Annotated in this window: 17 protein-coding genes; 11 read left to right on the top strand and 6 right to left on the bottom strand. The window is 67.6% G+C overall.

Annotated features, from left to right (window positions below):
- Positions 1–128: 128 nt before the first annotated feature.
- The 3 genes from RH90_RS13350 (at position 129) to RH90_RS13340 (ending at position 4,674) form a co-directional block, all read left to right on the top strand.
- Complete coding sequence (locus RH90_RS13350; RefSeq protein ID WP_157134592.1) at positions 129–2,057, top strand: potassium transporter Kup; 1,929 nt, start codon at positions 129–131, stop codon at positions 2,055–2,057.
- 234 nt (positions 2,058–2,291) lie between these two features.
- Entirely contained in the window at positions 2,292–3,425 is a 1,134-nt protein-coding gene (locus RH90_RS13345; RefSeq protein ID WP_010186215.1) for an aldose epimerase family protein, read from the top strand.
- Positions 3,426–3,591: 166 nt separating this feature from the next.
- Entirely contained in the window at positions 3,592–4,674 is a 1,083-nt protein-coding gene (locus RH90_RS13340; protein ID WP_010186214.1) for a catalase family protein, read from the top strand.
- A gap of 21 nt (positions 4,675–4,695) precedes the next feature.
- Here RH90_RS13340 and RH90_RS13335 read toward each other — a convergent pair whose 3' ends face one another.
- A complete protein-coding gene (locus RH90_RS13335) occupies positions 4,696–5,934 on the bottom strand; it encodes an MFS transporter (RefSeq protein ID WP_010186213.1) in 1,239 nt (412 codons plus the stop codon).
- A gap of 149 nt (positions 5,935–6,083) precedes the next feature.
- On the opposite strand from RH90_RS13335, the gene RH90_RS13330 reads away from it, so the two are divergent.
- Together RH90_RS13330 and pgmB are read left to right on the top strand one after the other, a co-directional pair.
- Positions 6,084–8,219, top strand: a complete 2,136-nt coding sequence (locus RH90_RS13330; protein ID WP_010186212.1) for a glycosyl hydrolase family 65 protein — start codon at positions 6,084–6,086, stop codon at positions 8,217–8,219.
- Entirely contained in the window at positions 8,216–8,890 is a 675-nt protein-coding gene (pgmB, locus tag RH90_RS13325) for a beta-phosphoglucomutase (RefSeq protein ID WP_010186211.1), read from the top strand. The genes RH90_RS13330 and pgmB overlap by 4 nt, the downstream gene beginning before the upstream one ends.
- On the opposite strand, the gene RH90_RS13320 is transcribed toward pgmB, so the two are convergent.
- A complete protein-coding gene (locus RH90_RS13320; protein WP_232280355.1) occupies positions 8,881–9,861 on the bottom strand; it encodes a LacI family DNA-binding transcriptional regulator in 981 nt (326 codons plus the stop codon). The genes pgmB and RH90_RS13320 overlap by 10 nt on opposite strands.
- Before the next feature lie 316 nt (positions 9,862–10,177).
- Here RH90_RS13320 and RH90_RS13315 point away from each other — a divergent pair, with 316 nt between their 5' ends.
- The 3 genes from RH90_RS13315 (at position 10,178) to RH90_RS13305 (ending at position 14,802) form a co-directional block, all read left to right on the top strand.
- Positions 10,178–12,493 (top strand): TonB-dependent receptor, encoded by a 2,316-nt coding sequence (locus RH90_RS13315; RefSeq protein ID WP_010186209.1) that lies wholly within the window; start codon positions 10,178–10,180, stop codon positions 12,491–12,493.
- 90 nt (positions 12,494–12,583) lie between these two features.
- On the top strand, positions 12,584–13,570 hold the full coding sequence (locus RH90_RS13310) for an aspartate carbamoyltransferase catalytic subunit (RefSeq protein ID WP_010186208.1): 987 nt from the start codon (positions 12,584–12,586) through the stop codon (positions 13,568–13,570).
- Positions 13,567–14,802: a dihydroorotase gene (locus tag RH90_RS13305; protein ID WP_029625311.1), complete on the top strand. Its 1,236-nt coding sequence runs from the start codon at positions 13,567–13,569 to the stop codon at positions 14,800–14,802. Before RH90_RS13310 ends, RH90_RS13305 begins: the two co-directional genes overlap by 4 nt.
- A gap of 22 nt (positions 14,803–14,824) precedes the next feature.
- Here the strand turns inward: RH90_RS13305 and RH90_RS13300 are convergent, their stop codons facing one another.
- The 3 genes from RH90_RS13300 to RH90_RS13290 are packed head-to-tail and all read right to left on the bottom strand — an operon-like array spanning position 14,825 to position 17,518.
- Positions 14,825–16,222: an SPOR domain-containing protein gene (locus tag RH90_RS13300; protein WP_010186206.1), complete on the bottom strand. Its 1,398-nt coding sequence runs from the start codon at positions 16,220–16,222 to the stop codon at positions 14,825–14,827.
- A 20-nt stretch (positions 16,223–16,242) separates the two neighbouring features.
- Positions 16,243–16,797 carry a hypothetical protein gene (locus RH90_RS13295; RefSeq protein ID WP_029625310.1) on the bottom strand — a complete coding sequence of 185 codons (555 nt, stop codon included), beginning with the start codon at positions 16,795–16,797 and terminating at the stop codon, positions 16,243–16,245.
- 1 nt (position 16,798) lies between these two features.
- Positions 16,799–17,518, bottom strand: a complete 720-nt coding sequence (locus RH90_RS13290; RefSeq protein WP_010186204.1) for a ParA family protein — start codon at positions 17,516–17,518, stop codon at positions 16,799–16,801.
- 174 nt (positions 17,519–17,692) lie between these two features.
- On the opposite strand from RH90_RS13290, the gene RH90_RS13285 reads away from it, so the two are divergent.
- Positions 17,693–18,730, top strand: a complete 1,038-nt coding sequence (locus RH90_RS13285) for an SPOR domain-containing protein (protein WP_029625309.1) — start codon at positions 17,693–17,695, stop codon at positions 18,728–18,730.
- Between the two features lie 72 nt (positions 18,731–18,802).
- Here RH90_RS13285 and serB read toward each other — a convergent pair whose 3' ends face one another.
- Positions 18,803–19,684, bottom strand: coding sequence for a phosphoserine phosphatase SerB (serB, locus tag RH90_RS13280; RefSeq protein ID WP_029625308.1), 882 nt, complete (start codon positions 19,682–19,684; stop codon positions 18,803–18,805).
- Between serB and miaA the strand changes: the two genes are divergently transcribed.
- Both miaA and RH90_RS13270 read left to right on the top strand, forming a co-directional pair.
- Positions 19,677–20,606: a tRNA (adenosine(37)-N6)-dimethylallyltransferase MiaA gene (gene miaA / locus RH90_RS13275; RefSeq protein WP_010186201.1), complete on the top strand. Its 930-nt coding sequence runs from the start codon at positions 19,677–19,679 to the stop codon at positions 20,604–20,606. The two genes, serB and miaA, sit on opposite strands and share 8 nt — an antisense overlap.
- A 79-nt stretch (positions 20,607–20,685) precedes the next feature.
- On the top strand, positions 20,686–22,431 hold the full coding sequence (locus RH90_RS13270) for an acetolactate synthase 3 large subunit (protein WP_010186200.1): 1,746 nt from the start codon (positions 20,686–20,688) through the stop codon (positions 22,429–22,431).
- Positions 22,432–22,562 lie beyond the last annotated feature (131 nt).

The following is a 22,562-nucleotide window of genomic DNA, read 5'->3' as shown; positions in this document are numbered from 1 at the left end:
CGCACACCCTGCCCCCGGCCCGGCGCGATACCCCCGCGCGTCGGTGGCGCATGACCAAAGCTTCACTTTCGCATCCGCGGCACGCTGCTTAAGCGCAAGGTGCGAGCGAGCGATGGAGCGATACGACGGTGCAAGCGGCAACGACCACGCCATCGGCCGAGGCCCCGCCTCCACCCGCCGCCGCCGCGAAAAAGCCACCGATCGTGCTCGGGCTCGCGGCGCTGGGCGTGGTGTACGGCGATATCGGGACGAGCCCGCTCTACGCCTTCAAAGTCGCGGTCCACGCCGCGCTCGCGGGCGAAGGCGGCAATGTCGCGCAGGCCGCGAGCGGGGTCGCCGCGCTCGTCATCTGGTCGCTGATCCTCGTCGTCTCGATCAAATATGCCCTGCTCATCATGCGCGCCGACAATCACGGTGAGGGCGGCGTCGTGGCGATGCTCGCCTTGCTGGGCACACGCGACGCGCCGCTCGGCAGCCGGCGCGCGGCGTTGCTGGTGCTCGGGCTGGTCGGCGCCGCACTGCTCTATGGGGACGGCGCGATCACACCGGCGATCTCGGTCCTCAGCGCGGTCGAAGGCCTAAAGGCGAGCGCGCCCGGACTCGCACGCCTCGTTCTGCCGATCACCGTCGTCATTCTGATCGGGCTGTTCGCGGTGCAGTCGCGCGGGACCGGGTTCATCGGCCGGATCTTCGGCCCGGTGATGCTTGGCTGGTTCGTCGCGATAGCCTTGCTCGGAATCGCGTCGATCATCCGCGCGCCGCACGTGCTGATCGCCCTAAACCCGTTTTCCGCGCTCGCGTTCCTGACGCACGCGCCCCTCCTCGTCAGCTTCGCGGTGATGGGCGCGGTGTTTCTCGCGGTCACCGGCGGCGAGGCGATGTATGCCGACATGGGGCATTTCGGCGCGGGCGCGGTGCGGCTCGCCTGGTTCGCGGTCGCGTTGCCGGCGATCGTGCTCAACTATCTCGGCCAGGCGGCGCTCCTCAGCCTCGATCCGAGCCAGATCGACAATTCTTTTTACGGGCTTGCCCCACCCTGGGCACACTACCCGATGGTGGCGTTCGCGACGCTCGCTACGGTCATCGCCTCGCAAGCGATCATCTCTGGGGTGTTTTCGCTGACGCAGCAGGCAATCCAGCTCGGCTTCCTGCCGCGGTTCGGCGTGACGCATACCGCGCGCGAGGAAAGCGGGCAGATCTACGTGCCGCTCGCCAACTGGCTGCTCGCGGTCGCGACCTTGACCGCGGTGCTGACCTTCGGATCGTCGGATGCACTGGCGGGCGCGTATGGGATCGCGGTGTCGGGATTGATGGCAATCTCGACCTTCCTCGCCGCGCTGGTCGCGCTGCGCTGGGGCTACAACCCGGTGCTGGTCGTCGTGGTGAACGGCGGCCTGATGCTGCTCGACCTCATCTTCTTCTCGTCGAACGCGATGAAGCTGCTCGAAGGCGGCTGGTTTCCGCTGGTCATCGCGGGAGTGATCGCCTTCCTGATGCTCACCTGGCGGCGCGGCATCCTGCTCGTCGAGGCGGCGCGCGCGGGTTTGCGCGAGCCGGAGGATCGTTTCGTCGCGATGCTCGAGCGGAAACAGATCGCGCGTGTCCCCGGCGTTGCCGCCTTCCTCAGCGCCTCGACCAGCGGCATGCCGCTCGCCCTGGCGACGCATGTCCGGCACAACAAGGCGCTGCAGACATGCGTCTTCCTCGTATCGGTCGTGACCGAGGAGATCCCGACCATGCCCGACGAACGCTGCGCCGAATCGCACGAACTGTCTGCGGGCTTCTGGCGTGTGATCCTGCGCTTCGGTTTCATGGAGGATCTCGATATCCCAGCGCGGATCCGCCATGCCCGGACCAACGTCGCCGACGACGAGATATCCGAGATCAGCTATTATATCGGGCATGAGACGCTCGTGCCCGACCGCGCCGTCGCGGGGATGTGGCCGTGGCGCGAGGCATTGTTCGTCTGGATGCAACGCAACGCGACGCCGACCGGCGCTTCATTCGGCATCGCGTCGCGCCAGTTGATCGAGATCGGTACCGAAATCAGGATCTGACGGCAGATCGCGCGACCGCCACATTAGTCGGACAACGTACGATGCCTCGGCGCAAATGGGCCGTACAGCTCCCTAGGGGGAGAAAGTCCGGACCGCTTCGGAACAAAGCTTCGCGAAGCGTGGCAACATGCCGCAGGCCTTGCGTTTTCGGGCTTAATGTCTGACTATAACGGCCAGAACGAAGCGGCAGCGGCGCACGCTGCGTCTGCGATCGCTCCGTCGAGAGGACCCCCAATGTTTCGGATGATCGCTTTGGCAACGCTTGCTTTCACAACGCTCCCGTCGGCGGCGCTCGCCGCAGGCGCCGAGCGCGCGCGTTTCGGAACGCTTCCCGATGGCAGCGCGGTCGAAATCGTCACGCTGACCAACGCGCACGGCATGAAGGCACGAATCCTCAGCTATGGCGCAATCCTGCAAGGCGTCGATGTCCCAGATCGCGACGGCAAGATTGCCGATGTCACGCTCGGCTATCGCGATATGAACGGCTATATCACCGCCCCCAATTATTTCGGCGCGACCGTCGGTCGCTATGCCAACCGCATCAAGGCCGGGCGCTTCACGCTCGATGGCCATGCCTATACGCTCGCCACCAACGACAAGACCAACGCCCTGCACGGCGGCGCCAAAGGATTCGACAAGCGGCTGTGGCGGATCGTCGAGCTCGCCGGCGGCGCGAGCGCACATGTCACGCTCAGCTACACCAGCGCCGATGGCGAGGAAGGCTATCCTGGCGCGCTCAGCGTGACCGCGACCTACACGCTCGGCGACAATAACGAACTCACGCTCGACTATCGTGCGACGACGACCAAGCCGACCGTGGTCAACATCACCAACCACAGCTTCTTCAACCTTGGCGGCGAAGCGGCGCAGCGCTCGATCTACGACGCCGTGCTCACCATTCCGGCGGAGACGACCACGCCGGTCGACCGCACGCTGATCCCGACGGGTGCGTTCCGCCCGGTGGCGGGCACGCCGCTCGATTTCCGTACGCCGTCCGTGATTGGCAGCCGGATCCGCGACGCGAGCGATCCGCAGATCGTTTACGGTCAGGGCTATGACGAGAACTATGTGCTGGGTCGCGGGCTGAGTGCGACCCCGCGGCTCGCCGCGCGCGTCACTGATCCGGCCAGCGGGCGGACGTTGGAAGTGCTGTCGAATCAGCCCGGCGTCCAGCTCTATACCGGCAATTTCCTCGACGGTACCGCGGTCGGGAAATCGGGCCATGCCTATCGTCAGGGCGACGGCATCGCGCTCGAACCGCAAGTGTTTCCCGATACGCCCAACCAGCCGATGCTCGGCTCGGCGCGGCTCGACCCGGGGCAGACCTATCACAACGTCATCGTCTATCGCTTCTCGACGACACGCTGACGCGCGCCGGGTCGCTCGAAAGCGCGCGCGCAAGTCTCAAGGCGCCGCCGGGGCAGCCGGCGATGAGATTCCCGATCGGCGCCCTGCCGGCACGGTGCAGCGTTTCGGCTACAAAGGCGTTGTCAGGGGGCGCCCGAGGCGCGCCCTCTGTTACAAAAGGCGTTCCATGATTTCCGACCCGATCCGCTACCAGACCGACGTCGAGCGCATGCTAAACGACGAGCCGCACACCGTTGCCGAACTCGAGGCGACCTTCGATACGATCCTCGAGCGCACCGCTGAGGATTATGGCCACGCCGTGCGATCGGTCCATGCCAAGTCGCACGGTCTGCTTGAAGGCGAATTGACGGTCGATCGCGACTTGCCCGCCGAACTCGCGCAAGGCCTGTTCGCGGTGCCCGGCACGCACAGGGTGCTGATCCGGCTGTCGACCAACGCCGGCGACATCCTGCGCGACGTGATCGGTCTGCCGCGCGGCCTCGCGATGAAGGTGTTCGATGTCGCCGGCGATCGCCTGCCGGGATCGGAGGGCGATGCACAGGATTTCGTGATGATCAACGGCCCGGTGTTCCAGGCCAAGACCGCCGACGCGTTCCTCGGCAATCTGAAGATGCTCGCCAAGACCACCGACCGCCTCGAAGGCACCAAGAAGGTCGTGTCGGCGGCGCTGCGGGGTGTGCGTCATGCCTTCGAAGCGGTCGGTGCGGAAGCGCCGGCTGCCGTCAACGCGCTCGGCGGCGCGCCCAATGTCGAGCCGCTCGGCGAAACCTACTATAGCGCAACCGCTTTCCGCTTCGGCGACTATATCGCCAAGTTCAGCCTCGTGCCGATCGCGCCCGCGATGACACGGATGACGGGCGAGGAGGTTGCGATCGACGGCCGCGAAAACGCGATCCGCGAGGCTGTCCGGACCGAGATGCAAGCGATCGACGCCGAGTGGGAATTCCGCGTCCAGCTTTGCCGCGACCTGGACGCACAACCCGTCGAGGACGCGACGGTCGAGTGGGACGAGGCGGTGAGCCCGTTCATCCGCGTCGGCACCGTCCGCGCGGCGGCGCAGGACAGTTGGAGCGATGCGCACGTCCGGCTGATCAACGAGGAAACGCGCTTCAGCGTGTGGACCGGCATCGCCGCGCACCAGCCGCTCGGCAACATCAACCGCGTGCGCCGCGACACCTATCGCCACTCGGCCGATTTCCGCGCGCGCACCAACGGTTGCCCGTATCACGAACCGGGCGCCGCCGGCTGAGCGCATGGGCGGCGCGGACGATCAGACGGGGCGCACCGCGCCGCTCCGCCGCCGCACCAGCGTCGCCGCCACGGCCAGCGCGGCGATCGGCACGAGGAGCACGTAGAAGGCGGTCGTTCCCTGGAACGCCGCGAAGATGTGGCCGACGATGAACGATCCGGTCGTCCCGCCGAGCGCCGAGAAAACGACGATCAGCCCGACCATCGCGGGCTGCTCGCGCGGCGGCATCGCGGAGAGGATCGCCGAATTGAGTGCCGGATAGATCGGTGCCATCAACAGCCCGATCATCGGCAGCAGATAGGCCGCGACCGGCGCGCCCGCCCAACCCGTCACCGGCGCGTGATGCGCCGTGGCGAGCGGCAGCACCGCGACGATCACCGCCGCCATCCCCCCGAGGCAGCCGCAGACCAGCGGAAACCAACCGGTCCGCCGCACGATCACGCCCGCGCCGAGCCGGCCGAGCGCGAGGCAGATCGCGAAGATCGACGCGGCCTGTACGCTCATCTGCGCCGAAAGGCCGAGCAGTTCGCGGTTGAAGGTCGGCAGCCACGAGCCGATCCCCTGCTCGACCAGCACATAGCAGAAGATCGCGGCGATGAACGCAAGCGACAGTGGGCGCCAGGCGAGCGCGACCATCTCGGCGAATTTCGCGCCAGCGCCGTGTGTGGCGTTTGCCGAGTCGTCGACAGCGCTCTCGTCGAACGGCGTGAGCACCAGCAACACCAGTGCAACCATGCTCGCCGCCGCAAGCCCGTAATACACGTCGAGCCAATGCAGGTCTGCGGGGTCGGCGGGGTTGATGAACGCCGCGAAGATCCAATAGCCGCTCAGGACGCCGAGCATGAACACGCCCTCGATCACGTTGAGCAGCGAGGCGTGGCGCGCGCTGCTGTCGGTCAACAGCCCGACGAAGCTGTAGACCGACACCTTGGCGATACCGAAGCCGACCCCGACCGCAAGGAACATCAGCCGGGTCGTCCAGAAGCCCGGTGCGAGCGGCATTGCAAGACAGGCGACCGCGACGAGCGCGAGTGCGCCGATCATCGCACGACGCAGCCCGAAACGCGGCAATTGGGCGGCGAGCAGAAAGCTGGTCGCGGCGATCGACAGGTCCTTGAACCCCTCGAGCGAGCTCGCGGCGCCCTTTGTGACACCGAACGTTTCGATCGATTGCAGGATGACGGTGCCGACGCTGTTGAGCAGCACGCCGAAGATCGCGTAGGTCAGCGCGAGCCCGATGATCAATCGCGTTTTGTGCATGGTCCTCCCCTGCCGGCGCCCTGTCCGGCTTATTGTCTTGACCATCTCCTATGATGAAATGCATATCATATGCAAATCAGACGCATCGGCGTCATGTCGGGGAGTGGGGTTGCGTGGGTCGGGCATTACCGGAAGCGTCGTTTGCTGTGATGCGGTTCGTGCGCGACGGCTGGCATCTCTCGGCCGAGGCGGCGGCAATCGAACTGCCACACGTTCCCGCGGTGTTTTCGATCGGCAACGGGTTCATCGGGCTTCGCGGCCCGGGCGAGGCGGCGGACGCGCCGCGTGTCTATCTCAACGGCGTCTATGAGCGGATGCCGATCGCCTATCACGAGGCGGCGCACGGCTATGCGCGCGAAACCGACTTGCGGCTCGCGGTGGCGGACGCGACGACGCCCGCGCTCTCGGTGGCGGCGCGGCTGACGGGCGTCGAGCTCGACCTCAACCGAGGTATCCGCACCGAGCGGCGCGACGCGGACGGCGTTGCGATCTCGATCGAGCAGTTCGTCGCGATGGCGCAGCCTGCGATGGTCCTGACTCGCGTGACCTTCGCCGAAACCGCAAGCATCGATGCCACGCCCTCGGTCACCGCACCGCCGGGGAGCGCAGGCGTCTCCCCCGTTCCGGTCGAGGACGCGATCTACGACCCGCGGATCGCGCCGGCGATCGCCGAAAGCCCGTGGCGCGCGGTCGACAGCCGGGCGAGCGCGGGGCGCGCGGCGCGGACCGACCGTCTCGACAAGAGCGGCTTCGTCGTCGCGAGCGCGATGCAGGAGATCGCCCGACGCACGCGCGACGGCCGGATCGAGATCGATTTCGTTTCGGGCTATCGCGCCGATCGCACGGCGCCCGTGCTCGAGCCGCTGCTCGACATGCTCACGGCGGCCGGAAACCGCGGATATGACGCGTTGCTCGTCGAGCAAGCCGCCTGGTTCGCCGATTTCTGGGCGACCAGCACGGTTGCGATTCCGGGCCAGCCCGAGGCCGAGCTCGCGATCCGCTATGCGCTCGCCGAACTGGCGATGGCGGTCGGCCGGGACGGCATGACGTCGGTCGGCGCCAAGGGGCAGACTGGCGAAGGCTATGAGGGGCACGTCTTCTGGGATGCCGATCTCTACGTGCTCCCGGTCTTTGCATTTACGCATCCCGACATCGCGCGTGCGATGCTCGCGTGGCGGATCTCAGGGCTCGACGCGGCGCGCGACAATGCGCGCGCGATGGGACAGACCGAGGGCGCGCTCTACCCGTGGCGGACGATCGGCGGGCACGAATGCTCGTCCTATTTCCCCGCCGGCCCGGCGCAATATCATATCAACGCCGATATCGCTTACGCGCTCGAGACCTATCTCAGCGCGAGCGGCGACCGGACGATCCTCGACGCCGGCGGCGCCGAAATGCTGGTGGAGACCGCGCGAATCTGGCTCGCGATCGGCTTCCACGACGAGACCAAGGGTGGTGCGTTCGTCATCAACCGCGTGACCGGGCCCGATGAATATACCGCGATCGTCAACAACAACCTCTACACCAATCTGATGGCGGCGCGGCACCTGCGCTTCGCCGCGCGCGAGGGACTCGCGAGCGGGCTGCTCGGGGCGGCCGAGGCCGAGCGCATGCGCCGCGCGGCGGACACGATGTTCCTGCCGTTCGACGACGCGCGGCAGGTCTATGCGCAGGACGATGCCTATTTCGCGCTCGAGCCCTGGCCGTTCGAGGCAACGCCGTCGGACAAATATCCGCTGCTGCTGCATTTCCATCCCCTCGCCATCTATCGTCGGCGCGTTTCGAAACAGGCCGACGCGGTGCTTGCGCTCGCGCTGCTTCCCGAGGCGTTCGAACCCGCGATGCGGCAGCGCCTGCTCGAAACCTATGAGGCGACGACGACGCACGATTCGACCTTGTCGGCGAGCGCCTTCGCCACCGCGGCAGCGCATGCCGGTGACGGCGCGCGCGCCGCGCATTATTGGCGGGTCGCGGCGCTGACCGATCTGTCCGACCTGTTCGGCAATACCGATCATGGCCTTCACATGGCGGCGCTCGCAGGCAGCTGGACGACGCTCGCGATGGGGTTTGCCGGAATGCGCGTCGAGGACGACATCCTGTGCCTCGATCCAGTCGCGATCCCCGGGCTGCCCGACTACAGCTTCTCGCTTTCGTTCCGCGGCGCGCAGGTCGGTGTTTCCGTATCGGGCGCGGACGCGTCGGTTGCGGTCCACGGCGATCGGCCGGTCCGCGTTCGGATCAACGGGGTCGACGCCGCGCCTGTCGCCGAGGCGCTCGACGCATGAGCAGCGCGCTTCCCTTTCGCGCGGCGATCTTCGATCTCGATGGCGTGCTGGTCGACAGCGCGCGGTTGCACTTCGTCGCGTGGAAGCGGCTTGCAGACGAGCTTGGCATCGCGTTCGACGCCGACGACAATGAAGCGCTCAAGGGCGTCGATCGGATGGGGTCGCTCGACCATATTCTGAAGCTCGGCGGCGTAACGCGCGACCGGGCGGCGCGCGAAGCGCTCGCTGCGCGCAAGAACGGCTTCTATCTCGATGCGCTGACGACGATGGGCGAAGCCGACGTGCTGCCCGGCGCGCGACGATTGCTTGCCGATGCACGCGCGGCCGGATTGGCGATCGGCGTGGCCTCCGCGAGCCGCAACGCGGTGACCGTACTCGACCGCGCCGGGCTGACCGACGCGATCGATCACGTCGCCGATGCCGCCGCCGCGCGGTCGAAGCCCGCGCCCGACATTTTCCTCGCGTGCGCCACCGCGCTCGACGTGCCGCCCGCCGAATGCGTCGGGTTCGAAGATGCCGCTGCCGGGGTCGAGGCGATTAAGGCCGCCGGGATGGTCGCGATCGGGATCGGCGAACCTGACACGCTCGCCAAGGCCGACCTGATCTTCGCGACAACCGATGCCGTCGATCTCGCGACAGTCTTAAGGCTGTCGGCGCGACCTCAGGTCTGACGGACGATCAACCGCGTCGGCAGCAAGCTCGACTTGGGCTTGCCGCCCTCGAGCAACTGCATCAGCTTTTCGACGAGAAGCGCGCCGGCAAGATGCGTCTCCTGCTCGATCGTCGTCAGCGCCGGGGTAAAATCCGCAGCCGGCGGAATGTTGTTGTAACCGCACAGCGCATAATCGGCCGGCGCCTCGAGCCCGATCTCGCGAAACGCGCTGACGATCGCGATCGCGGCGGTATCCGAAAAGGCGAACACCGCATCGGGCGCGGGGTTGTGCTGGAGCCATTTCGCCATCGTCTGATAGGTCGTCGCATAGGCCATCTGCTCGACATCGAGATGCTCGACGCTGACCTCGGGGTGCTGCGCGGCGACTGCGCGCAGCCCTTCGAAGCGCATCCGGATCTCGGAATGCGCGATGTTGCCGACGTAGAGCCAGCGCTTCGCCTGGCGCTTGACGAACAACTCGCCTGCCAGCTGCCCACCCAGCCGATTGTCGCTGCCGACCGAGCAATAAGGCTCGTTCGGATCGACCCCGCCCCAGACGACGAACGCCGCCCCCGCGCGCGCCAGATCCCGCAGCATCGGCTCACGCACGCCTTGCCCAAGAAAGATGAACCCATCGGCGACGCGCGAACTGATCAGGTCGAGATGGCTCTGCACGTCGGTCAGGCTCGGCGGCGAGAGGAGCAGATCCTGGGTGCGCACCGACAGCGCTTCCGAAACGCCGGCAAGCAGCTCGAAGATGAACGGATCGGCGATTCGCCCGGCGCGGTGCGAGCCGAAATCGAGCACCACCGCGACGGTGTCGTTGCGCGCCTGGCGCAGCTTCTGCGCGTTGCGGTTGATCGCATAGCCGTTCTCGCGCGCGATCTTCAGCACCCGCTCGCGCGTTTCTTCATTCACCAGCGGGCTGTTGTTGAGCACGCGCGACACCGTCGGCTTCGAGACGTTCGCAAGCTGGGCGATGTCCCCCATGTTCATGTCCATCGCGCGTCGACGCAAATTCGCTCTCCTCAACCCCCGGCCACGCGGCGATCCTGAAATTCGCTCGCCTTGCCCGTCCGGGCACGGCGTTCGCTACGAGATAGGCCCGACGTCCGCCGCGATGCAACAGCTCGCCCTCGTAACGCCCCGTGTTGGTAGCGCTAGCAAATTGCCGCCGCTCTGTCGTCAACGATTCCAGTATGCAATATCACGCACCTGTAACAAATCGTTGAAATGCAATTCATAGGCGTGTATCTCTTCGCTTCTAGGCGCTTCGCGAGAGGGCGCGCAATTGCAGGAGAGGATTATGACCATTTCACCCACGCGCGCGTTCGAAGCGGTTTCGGGGATCGCCCTGGCAGTCGCTTTGGCCAGCCCGGCGGTCGCGCAAGTCGCCCCCGCGCCGACTCCCACTGATGCCGCGCCCCCCGTCGTCGAAGAAGCGCAGCCCGACATCGTCGTCACCGGTCGTGCGGGCGGCAACGGCATCAACAAGCTCGAAGCCGGCTATTCGATCACGACCATCTCGGCGGATGCGCTCAAGCTGCAGGCGCCGAAGAGCTCGGGCGACGCGCTGAAATCGATCCCCGGCGTGTGGGTCGAGAGCTCGGGCGGCGTCGGCACCTCGAACGTGTTCGTGCGCGGCATCCCGAGCACCGGCGACGCGCCGTTCCTCTCGCTGCAGTTCAACGGCGTGCCCGTCTATGGCGTCAGCAGCCTGTCGTTCATGGACCAGACCGGGATCGTGCGGATCGACGAGACCGTCGCGGGCATCGAAGGCGTCAATGGCGGCCCGCAGTCGCTCTACACCGACGGCCAGCCTGGCCTCACCACCAATCTGCGGCTGCGTGAAGGCGGCGAGGTGACGCACGGTTATATCGGCGCATCGATCACCGATTACAGCGCGTGGCGCACCGACGGCTATGTCAGCGGCAAGGCGGCGGACGATCTCTACTACATGGTCGGCGGCTATATCTCGCGCGGCGACAGCGTCCGCCGCGCAGGGTTCGACACCGAGAAGGGCCAGCAGATCACCGCAAACGTGACCAAGAAGTTCACCGGCGGCAAGATCAACGTGTTCGCGCGCTACACCGACGATCACGGCGAATGGTTCCTACCCTTCGCGGCGGACGTGCCGGGGCTCGATCTCGGCCGCTACAACCAACTCAACCAGTACAACCGCTATGCGACGATCATCACCCCCGGCGCCGCCGGCAGCGGGCAGACCGAGCGTGTCGATCTCGCCAAGGGGCGCGGCTGGAAGGGTGTCGTGACCGGCGCGACGCTCGATTATGATTTCGGCGGCGGCTTCTCGGTCACCGATCGCGTCGGGTTCACCAGCGGAACGCTGCGCACGGTTGGCCTGGTCCCCGCCGGAGCTGGCGCAGTGACCGTCGCGACAGCGCTTGCGGATCCGAACAATCGCAATCCCGGCCAGACCTCGGTCCGTACGCTGACCACCAACCAGCCGGTCGCAGCGACCGATTACGTCCAGCAGTTCGGCTCATGGGTGGTCGAGAAGAAGCTGCAGAGCGTGTCGAACGAGGCGGTGCTCAACTACAAGCGCGGTGCCAACATGCTCAACCTCGGTTACTATTTCACGCACTTCACCTCTGACGACAAATGGAGCCTCGGCGGCAACCGCTGGATGCAGGTCGGCGGATCGGGCGATCTCGTCAATCTCAACAACGGCCCGCTCAGCGCGTTCGACATTTCCGACCGCGGCCGCGCCGATGTGAACGCGATCTATCTGTCGGATTCGTTCAACATCACCGAAGCGCTCCGGCTCGATGCGGGCGTGCGCCACCAATGGACCGACATCGACTTCTCGATCACCGGCAACGGCCTGCCCAATCATTCGAACATTCACCGCGAGGCGACCCCGTGGACGGTCGGGCTCAACTATCGCGCGACGCACAGCTTCGACGTCTATGCGCGAATCTCGCAAGGGTATCACTCGCCGTCGTTCGACGACGTCCGCTCGCAGCTCGGCAATACCGGGCCGCGGCTTGATCTCAACTGGAGTGTACGCTCTTACGAAGGCGGCGTGAAATATCATGGCGGCGGCTTCGATGCGGCAGTGACGGGCTTCTACGACGAGGTCGTCGGCGCGGTGTATAACGATGTCGGCGTGCCGCCGCAGATCGCGGGCTCGAAGACCAAGGGGATCGAGTTCGACGCCTCGTATCATCACGCCAGCGGCTTCGGGCTGACCGGCAATGCCGTGATCGAGGATGCCAAGACCGATACGCCGGCGATCCCGGCGTTCGACGGCAAGAATGCGCAGCGCATCCCGTCGTATCAGGTTCGCGTCACGCCGACCTATACGCTGCGAGCATCGGACACGAGCGACGTCACGCTCTACGGCACTTATGAAGCGATCGGGAAGCGCTACAGCGATCTCGCCAACACGCAGCTGCTGCCGGCTTATGCCACCGTCAGCGCCGGGCTGCGCGCCAAGGTCGATCGCTTCACCTTCCAGGTGGCGGGCGACAATCTGACCAACTCGCACGGCCTGACCGAGGGCAATCCGCGCTTCCTCGCCGGGCCGGGCGCCGCGCTGCCCGACGTGCGGCCGATCTTCGGGCGGTCGTATCGCGTGACGGTGGGCTACGGCTTCTAACCGCCGCGGGAGAGGGTCGCGTCAGCCGCCCTCTCCCACCCCCGATCTTGCCTTGCCACTGTCACGCAGCCCGGCTAGGCGACGGCTTCGATGCAACCCTCCGATCACCGCCCCGCCTCGCTCATCCCGGGCCGCGCCGTGTTTCCGCACCGGCATCTCACCGGAATCGAGGGATTGCAGCCGCACGAGATCCTGTTCCTGCTCGACGAAGCCGATGGCTGGGTCGCCGCCAACCGCACGCGCGCGATCAGCGACAAGCGCCTCGGCGGGCTCACGCTGATCAATGCCTTTTTCGAGAATTCGACGCGGACGCTGCTGTCGTTCGAGATCGCGGGCAAGCGGCTCGGCGCGGACGTGGTCAACATGCATGCGGCGCAGAGTTCGGTGAAGAAGGGCGAAACGCTGATCGACACCGCGATGACGCTCAACGCGATGCGCGCCGACGTCATCGTCATCCGCCACATGAGCTCGGGCGCGGTCCGGCTGATCGCGGGCAAGGTCGATTGCCCCGTGCTCAATGCCGGCGACGGGCAGCACGAACATCCGACCCAGGCGCTGCTCGACGCGCTGACGATCCGCCGCCGCCGCGGCACGATCGCCGGGCAGCGCGTGGTGATCTGCGGCGACATCCTCCACAGTCGCGTCGCACGGTCGAACATTCTCGCGCTGACCGCGCTCGCCGCCGAAGTGCGGGTCTGTGCTCCGGCGACGCTGCTGCCCGAAGGGATCGAACGCATGGGCGTTACGCCCTTCACCGATTTCGACACAGCGCTCGAAGGCGCCGACGTCGTGATGATGCTACGCGTCCAGAACGAGCGGATGGCGGGGGGTTTCATCCCGTCGAACCGCGAATTTCACTTGCGCTACGGGCTGACGCTCAAGCGGCTCGAGCGCGCTGCGCCCGATGCGCTGGTGATGCACCCTGGCCCGATGAACCGCGGGGTCGAAATCGATTCCGCGGTCGCCGACCATGCGCGCTCGGCGATCACCGAGCAGGTCGAAATGGGCGTCGCGGTGCGCATGGCCTGCCTCGACGTGCTGACGCGGCGCTCGCGTGGTGTGGCGGGCTGGGCATGAGCCGGATGCTCGCCTTGCTCAACGCGACCCTAATCTGCCCCGTCGCGGGCGTGTCGCAGGGCGGCGTGCTGGTCGAGGGCGACCGGATCGTCGCGACCGGGCTGATCGACGTTCCCTCCGATGCCGAGACGATCGACTGCGGGGGCGCGACGCTCGCGCCGGCGATCGTCGATCTCGGCGTGTTCGCGATCGATCTGCCCGCGTTTCATGCCGGCGGAATCGTCCGCGTCGGGCTGATGCCCGATCAATCGCCTGTGCTCGACGACCCAGGCATCGTCCAGCGTGCGGCGCTGATCGGGCGGCCGGGATTGTGGATCCATCCGATCGCGGCCGCAACGCGGGGCCTTGCCGGGACCGATCTCGCCGAAATGGCGATCAACCGCGATGCCGGCGCACGTGCGGTCGGCACCGGGGGGCAGTGGATCGCCGGTTCGGGCGTGATGCGCAAGGTGCTGGCCTATGCCGGCGATCTCGGCCTGGCGGTCATCACCCATGCCGAGGACGGCGGCGTTACTGCGGGCGCAGTCGCTACCGCAGGCGAAACCGCAACGCGGATGGGCCTCCCCTCCGCACCCGCGATCGCCGAGGCGCTCGCGATCGCGCGCGATCTGATGCTCACCGAGGAAACCGGCGCGATGCTCCATATCCGCCAGGTCACGACCGCCGCCGGTTTCGAACTGGTCCGCGCGGCAAAACGTCGCGGTGTGCACGTCACCTGCGGGATCACGCCCGCACATCTGCTGCTGTCGGATATCGCGATGACCGATTTCCGCACCTTCGCGCACCTCTCGCCGCCGTTGCGCAGCGAGAGTGACCGCCAGGCGGCGGTTGCCGCACTCGCCGATGGGACGATCGACGTGCTGTGCTCGGGGCATGACCCGCGCGGCCCCGAGGAAAAGCGCCTGCCGTTCGCCGATTCGGCATCGGGCATGGCGGGGGCCGAGACGTTGCTCGCGCTCGGCCTGGGGCTGGTGCGCGACGAGACACTGTCGCTCCAGCGGCTGTTCGCGCTGCTGTCGGCCAATCCCGCGAAGGTGCTTGGCGTCGACGCGGGCTCGCTGAGCGTCGGCGCCCCTGCCGATCTGCTGCTGCTCGCCCCCGATGCGCCGTGGCAGATCGAAGGCGACCGACTTCACGCCAAGGCCGGCAACACGCCGTTCGACGGGCTGCCGGTGCAGGGGAAGGTGCTACGGCTGTTCAAGGGCGGCACCGCCCTGCCCGTCCCCGCCTGACGCTCCCCCGCCCGACGCGCGCTCAGCGCGACGCCAGTTCGCGTCCCTTCGCCCACATCGCGACCTGATCGCCCGCACCGGCGCGGACGAAGCACCGGCCGCCGCGGCTGCGATAGCTCTGGCACAGCGATACCGCATCGGCGCGCGCGAAACCGCCGACCGACAGGCGATAGAATTGCTTGCCGCCGCGCGACACGGTCATGCCCTGCGGCGTATGGCTCGCAAAACCGGCATAGCTGCGCGTGGCGCGAGTCCAGGCATCATGCGCGACGCCGGCGGTGTCATAGGCGCCGAGCTGGACGAAGAAGCTGCCGCGGGTAATGGAGCGCGGCGCCGGAGACGTTGCCACCACGCGCGACGCCGCAACGATGTTGGCGACCGTCAGGCGCGGAGCGTCGCCGCGGCGCTTGGCCGTGCTGTTGGCGTAGGCGACGGGCAGCGGCTGGACGACTTCCTTGCGCTCGGCAAACACCACGCCAGCGATCGTCGGGCCGACGGCCGCGACCTGCTGCGAGGGCGCGGTCGGCGGTGCGGGAGTCGCGGTGGCGTCGGCAACGGCGACGGGTGCCGGGGTTGCCGAGTCAGGGGTGGCCTGCCCGGGCATATAGTTGTCGATCGGCGCCTGGGCCTGCGCCAGCGCAGTCGTACCGCCGCGCGACGCGCCGTTGAGCGCCAGCGCGGCCGGCAGGCCGGGGTCGACCGCCGGCTTGACGCCGAGCAGGGTCGCGACCTGGTCCGAAGCCGAGGTCGGCCGCGAGAAGGTCGACCAATCGAGGATACGGCGCGCGACATCGGCCGGCGCGACGTCCATCGCCACCACCGCCTGCGCCTCGCGCCAGCGCCCGGCGAGCGCCAGGCTGAGCGCGTAATTCTGGCGAACCTTGGCATCGGCTTCGGGCGCGCGCACCGCGGCGCCGAGCATTTCGACCGCGCTCGCCGGATCCCCTGCGAGGGCCGTCGCGAGGCCACGATCGCTGACCGGAATGACCGCCGCATTGGCGTCGAGCGTCTTGCGCGCGCCGGCCCAGTCGCCGGTGGCGATCTGCGCGAGCGCGAGGTTGAGCGCTGCCTTGCCATTGCCCTGTGCGAGCGTGAGCGTGTCGGCAAAGGCGTCGCGCGCCGAGGCGAAGCGCCCGGCCTTGAGATAGCTCTGTCCGAGGATCATGCGATATTCGGCGGCGTCGGGCTGGTCGCCGACGGCGCGCTCCGCATGGCCGATCGCCTCGGCGAAGCGGCCGGCGCGCAGCGCCTGCTGCGCGGATGCGGCTTCGCTGCGCGCTTCCTTCTCGGCGCGCGACTGTTCGCGCGCGCTCGCGGCGGCGATCGTCGATACTGCGCCGGCGCCGACCGTGGCGCCGAGGATCAGGATCGAGAGCCCCAGCGTGAGCGGGCCGAAGGTGATGGCGGACCGGGTCTTCATCGTAACGCCCTCCTCGGGGTCTAGCGTTTCGTCCGCGTCGGCAACTGGCGCACCAGATCGTCGACTTCGGGCAGCGTTTGCAGGAATTGGTCGAGTGCTTCGGTCACCAGCGACTGGGCCGAGGCATTGTGCAGCGCGCTGGCGAGCCGCAGGCGCAGATGCCGCTCCTCGTCGAGCCGCAGCGTGAACGCCGATTTCGGGCGCGCCTTGTTATGCTTCTTGCTCGTCTCGCGGCCGATCCGCGTCGCGGTCGCGACCGAAACCGGCTTGATCGCGACACGCGTCGGCTCGGGCGCGGCCGCGACGGGCGAGGGTTCGACGATTGGCTCAGCCGCAGCGAAGTGCTGCGCGTATTCCTCGCGCAGCACTTCGCGCTGGACCAGCACCGGCGGCACCGGCGCGGCCGGCGGCAGGTCGCCGCCCATGTCGTTCCAGCCGAGATCGTCGTGCGCGCCCGGGATGGCACCGAACCCACCGAAGCCCTGCGGCCGCATCGCGGGTTTCGCCATGCCCTTGCGCGCGAGCAGCGTCGAGGAGAGCGAGGCAGTCGGCTTGGGGTTTCCGAACATGCTCATTTCAGCTCACCACGCGGCGGCCGAAGCCACCACCCGCGGCGGGGCGCGGCGCGCCGAAGCCGTTGACCGAGGTCGGGGTCGCGAACACCGTGCGGCGGAAATTCTTCTCGAGCCGGTCCGAGATATAGCTCCACAGGTCGCGCACTTCCTGCGCCGAGCGGCCCTTGGGATCGACCTCCATCACCGTGCGCCCGTCGATCATCGATGCGGCGAAATCGGTGCGGTGGTGGATCGTGATCGGCGCGACCGTGCCGTGCTGCGACAGCGCGACCGCGGCTTCCGAGGTGATCCGTGCTTTCGGAGTGGCCCCGTTGACGACGAACAGCAGTGGCTTGCCCGCGCGCTCGCACAGATCGACCGTCGCGCCGACCGCGCGCAGATCGTGCGGGCTCGGGCGGGTCGGGATGACGATCAGCTCGGCGACGGCGATGACGCTCTGGATCGCCATGGTGATGGCGGGGGGCGTATCGATCATCGCGAGCTTGAAGCCCTGCTGGCGCAGGATCTCGAGATCGGCGGCGAGCCGCGCGACGGTGGTCTGGGCGAAGGCGGGAAACTCGCTCTGCCGCTCGTTCCACCAATCCGACAGCGAACCTTGCGGATCGATGTCGATCAGCACGACGGGCCCTGCCCCGGCAAGCTGCGCCTGTACTGCCAGATGGCCGGACAAGGTTGTCTTGCCCGATCCGCCCTTCTGAGATGCCATCGCAAGAACGCGCATGAGCCCCTTTCGCCCCTTTAATCGAGGCAACCGATTGCCATAGGATCGGTCAAGGAAGGGTTAACGCGACGGCGCGTATGGGTGTGCCAGGGAGAATGGCTAACGAAATCTTTGCCAAACCGGCGCTAGTCGGCATGGTCAGGCGATACGGTCGGACGGGACGGGACGAAGAGCATGCGCAAGCGAGTATGGATGGCGCTGGCAGGAACGATGCTGGCGATCGCGCCCGCGATGGCGGACGTACGCGACGGGGTCGATGCCTGGGGCCGCGGCGACTATAAGAAGGCGGTCGCCGAATGGCGCCCCGCAGCGAATGCCGGCGACGCCGATGCGCAGTTCAACCTGGCGCAGGCCTATACGCTTGGGCGTGGCGTGCCGGTCGACATTCCCGTCGCCGAAAGCTGGTTCCGCAAGGCGGCGCTGCAGGGCCATGTCGCCGCGCAGGCGAAATACGGCCTGGTCCTGTTCGATCAGCACAAGCCGAGCGAAGCCGCGCCGTGGCTCGAGAAAGCGGCGCATCGCGGTGAACCGCGTGCGCAACTTGTCTATGGCACGATGCTGTTCAACGGCGATGGCGGGGCGAAGGACTGGCCGCGCGCGTATGCCTGGATCGTCCGCGCCGCCGCCGCCAACACCCCGCGCGCCTCCGAGGTGCAGGCGCAGATGGACAAGGCGATTCCGACCGACCAGCGCCAGCAGGGGCTCGAGCTCGCGCGCCGCTACGAGGCCGAGGCGCAGCGCCCCGAACTCCCGCCAGAGATCGCGGGCAAGCCGCGCAGCGCGGGTATCCGCGGCACCGACGTGCCGCCGTCCGATTACGACCCGTCCGCACCGCGCAAGCCCGAAGTGCTCGCGCTCGCGCCCGAACGGCAGCCGACGCGGGCCAAGCCAGCCCGCGTTCGGCCGCCCGCCCCCGTGGCGTCCGCCCCTGTCGCGCCCGAACCCGCAGCGCCTGCGCGCTCGGCCCGCGCGCCCGCTCCGACGTCGATCGCGACCAGCCGCGGCGGCTGGAAGGTCCAGCTCGGGTCGTTCGGCGATCCCGCCAACGCCCGCAAGCTGTGGGAGCAAGTCGCGCACCGCTTCGCCGGCGCCGAGGTGCAATACGTCAAGAGCGGCGCGATGACGCGCGTACTGGTCGGGCCGTTCGCCTCGAAGGGCGCGGCATTGACGGCGTGCGGGGCGGTCAAGCCCTGCGTGCCGGTCGCGCCGTGACGGGCCGACCAGCACGCTGAGGATCGAAGGACCGGGCTCCGATCGCGCCAAGAAACGCACGCCTCTGCGGTGCTAGGCCATCACCCAATCGTTGCGTGCAATCCCCTGCGCGTAGAGCAGCGCGGACAAATCTCCATGGTCGATCCGCGCCGCCGCCGCCGCGGCGACGATCGGCTTGGCGTGATAGGCAACGCCCAGCCCGGCCGCCTGCACCATCGCCAGATCGTTGGCGCCATCGCCGACCGCAAGCGTCTGCTCGGGCAACAGGCCGAGTTCGGCGCGCGCCGCCAGCAGCGTCTGCAGCTTGGTGTCCGACCCGACGATCGGTTTGGCGACCGTCCCCGTCAGCACACCCTCGCCCAGCTCGAGCCGGTTGGCGATCGCGCGGTGGAAGCCGATCCGCTCGGCGACCGGATCGGCAAAACGCGTGAAGCCGCCCGACACGAGGATCGCGGTCGCGCCGCGCGCGCGCATCGTTTGCACCAGGGCCACTGCCCCCGGCATGATCGTCACGCGCTCGGCGAGGCAGCGCTCGATCAACGCCTCGTCGAGCCCTTTGAGCAAGGCGACGCGCGCATCGAGCGCGCCTTCGAAATCGAGCTCGCCGCGCATCGCGGCCTCGGTGATCGCCGCGATCTGCGGCTTGATCCCGGCATAATCGGCGAGCTCGTCGATACATTCGACGGTGATCATGGTTGAATCCATGTCGGCGACGAGCAGCTTCTTCTCGCGCCCCTCGACCGCCTGCACGACTACGTCGACGCCGTCGAACACGCCCTCGAGCGCCTTGCGCGCCGCGTCGGGCGACACCCCGAACAGGATATCGACCGCTTTCTCGGGCTCGATCCATGCCGACGTCGCCGGCGCACACCCCGCCGCGGCGATCCGATCAATCGCGGCAGAAAGATCGCCTGCGCTAAGCGTTTCCGATGCTATCAAGGTGGCAATGAACACTCTGAATCTCCCGCAGGTCGCGCTCATCGCAGGGCCGACCGCGAGCGGCAAGTCCGCACTCGGTATCACAGTCGCCGAACGCCATGACGGCGTGGTGATCAACGCCGATTCGGCGCAGGTCTATCGCGACCTCCGGATTCTCAGCGCACGCCCGACGCCCGAGGACGAAGCCCGCGTACGGCACCGGCTGTTCGGCCATGTCGACGGCGCGGAGAGCTATTCGGCCGCGCGCTGGGCCGAGGAGGCGCGCGCCGCGATCGACGCGGCGCACGCGGATGGCAAGCTACCCGTGCTGGTCGGCGGAACGGGCCTGTATCTGCGCACGCTGCTCGATGGGATCGCGCCAGTGCCCGAGATCGACCCGGCCGTCCGCGCCGAAGTCCGCGCGCTCCCCGTCGCCGCGGCGCATGCCGCACTCGCGCCGCTCGACCCAGCCGCCGCCGCCCGGCTCGCTCCCGCCGACACGACGCGCGTGGCTCGCGCGCTCGAAGTGGTCCGCTCGACCGGCCGGACGCTCGCGGAATGGCAAAGCGAGCGCAGCGGCGGGATCGCCGAGCGCATCCGCCTCGCCGCGCTCGTGCTGCTGCCCGATCGCGACTGGTTGATGGCGCGCTGCGACAGTCGCGCCGCGGCGATGCTCGCCGGCGGTGCGCCCGACGAAGTCCGCGCTTTGCTCGATCGGGGCGAGATCGCGGCGGATGCCCCCGTCCGTCGTGCGATCGGGGTTGCCGAGCTGGCGGCGGCGCTTCGCGGAGACATTTCGCAGGCGCAAGCGCTCGAGCAAGTGGCCCTGGCCACCCGGCAATATGCCAAGCGCCAATACACCTGGTTCCGGAATCAGCCCCCGCCGAGCTGGAAGCGCTCGCATGCCATGGAAGCAAGCGAACGCATCGAGCAATTCGACATATTGTTGCGCGGATAGCCGTTGACACGCATATTTCGTTACTCTAGCAGCGCCGCTCCAACGCTGCTAAAACCGGTAGCGCGACGGGAGACGAGACGTGACTGAGAAGAGCGGAGCAGACATCCTGATCGAGGCGCTGTGCGATCTCGGCGTGGAGGTCGTCTTCGGCTATCCGGGGGGCGCCGTCCTGCCGATCTACGACGCGCTGTTCCGCTCGGGGAAGATCAAGCACATCCTCGTACGCCACGAACAGGCCGCGACGCATGCCGCCGAAGGCTATGCCCGCTCGACCGGCAAGCCCGGCGTGGTGCTCGTCACTTCGGGCCCGGGCGCGACCAACGCCGTCACCGGCATCACCGACGCACTGATGGACTCGATCCCGATGGTGGTGATCACCGGGCAGGTGCCGACCGCGCTGATCGGTACCGATGCGTTCCAGGAAGCCGATACGGTGGGCATCACGCGCCACTGTTCGAAGCATAATTACCTGGTGAAGGATCCGGCCAGGCTCGGCGACACGATCCACGAGGCGTTCTACATCGCCACCTCGGGCCGCCCCGGCCCAGTGGTGATCGACATCCCCAAGGACGTGCAGGTCGCGACCGCGCGCTACACCAAGCCCGGGCCGATCCGCCACAAGACCTATCGTCCCCAGATCAAGGCGGACCAGACCGCGATCGAGCAAGCAGTCGACATGCTCGCGGCCGCGGAACGTCCGATCCTTTATACCGGCGGTGGCATCATCAACGCAGGGCCGGCGGCGAGCCAGTTGCTGCGCGAACTCGCGCGGATCAGCGGCGCGCCGGTCACCTCGACGCTGATGGGCCTCGGTGCCTATCCGGCGAGCGGCGAACAGTGGCTCGGCATGCTCGGCATGCACGGCACTTACGAAGCCAATCTGGCGATGAACAAGGCCGACCTGATCGTCTGCCTCGGCGCGCGCTTCGATGACCGCGTGACCGGGCGGCTCGACGCGTTCAGCCCGTTCAGCCGAAAGATCCACATCGATATCGATCGTTCGTCGATCAACAAGAACGTCCGTGTCGACCTCGCGATCGTCGCAGACGTCGGCCATGCGCTCGAGGACATGGTCCGCGTGTTCAAGGCGCGGCGCCATCCCAAGCCCGATCTCGCCGAATGGTGGCGGATGATCGCGGGCTGGCGCGCGCTCGACAGCCTCGGCTTTCCCGAGACCGACGCCGACATCATGCCACAGCGTGCGATCCGCGCGCTGTGGGAGGCGACGCACAAGCGTGCGCCGATCATTACCACCGAGGTCGGCCAGCACCAGATGTGGGCGGCGCAGCATTTCGGCTTCGACGCGCCCAACAAATGGCTGACCAGCGGCGGCCTCGGCACGATGGGCTATGGCCTGCCCGCCGCGATCGGCGCGCAGCTCGGCAATCCCAAGGCGCTGGTCATCGACATCGCGGGCGAAGCCTCAATCCAGATGAACATCCAGGAACTGGCGACGGCAAGCCAATACCGGCTGCCGGTCAAGATCTTCATCCTCAACAACGAATATATGGGCATGGTCCGCCAGTGGCAGGAGCTCACCTATTCGAGCCGCTATTCCGAGAGTTACAGCGATTCCCTGCCCGACTTCGTCAAGCTCGGCGAGGCCTATGGCTGGAAGGGCATCCGCATCGAGGGCCTCGGCCAGCTCGACGACGGGATCGCCGCGATGCTCGATCATGACGGGCCGGTGATCATCGACTGCCGCGTCGCCAAGCTCGCCAACTGCTTCCCGATGATCCCGAGCGGCGCCGCGCATACCGAGATGTTGCTCCAGGCGAGCGAAGTCTCGGGCGAGATGGACGACGAAGCGAAGGCGCTGGTGTGATGGGCAAGCTGACGTCATCCCCCTCCCGCTTGCGGGAGGGGCTAGGGGTGGGCTCGCGCTATCCACAGGCGTTCCGCGCGCGGAGGTCGGGCGCCCACCCCCAACCCCTCCCGCAAGCGGGAGGGGAGAAA

The organism is Sphingomonas sp. PAMC 26605 (assembly GCF_000241485.1).
Taxonomy (GTDB): Bacteria; Pseudomonadota; Alphaproteobacteria; order Sphingomonadales; family Sphingomonadaceae; genus Sphingomonas.
Note: the sequence above shows the minus strand (reverse complement) of the source record. Positions and strands in the feature narration are given on the sequence as shown.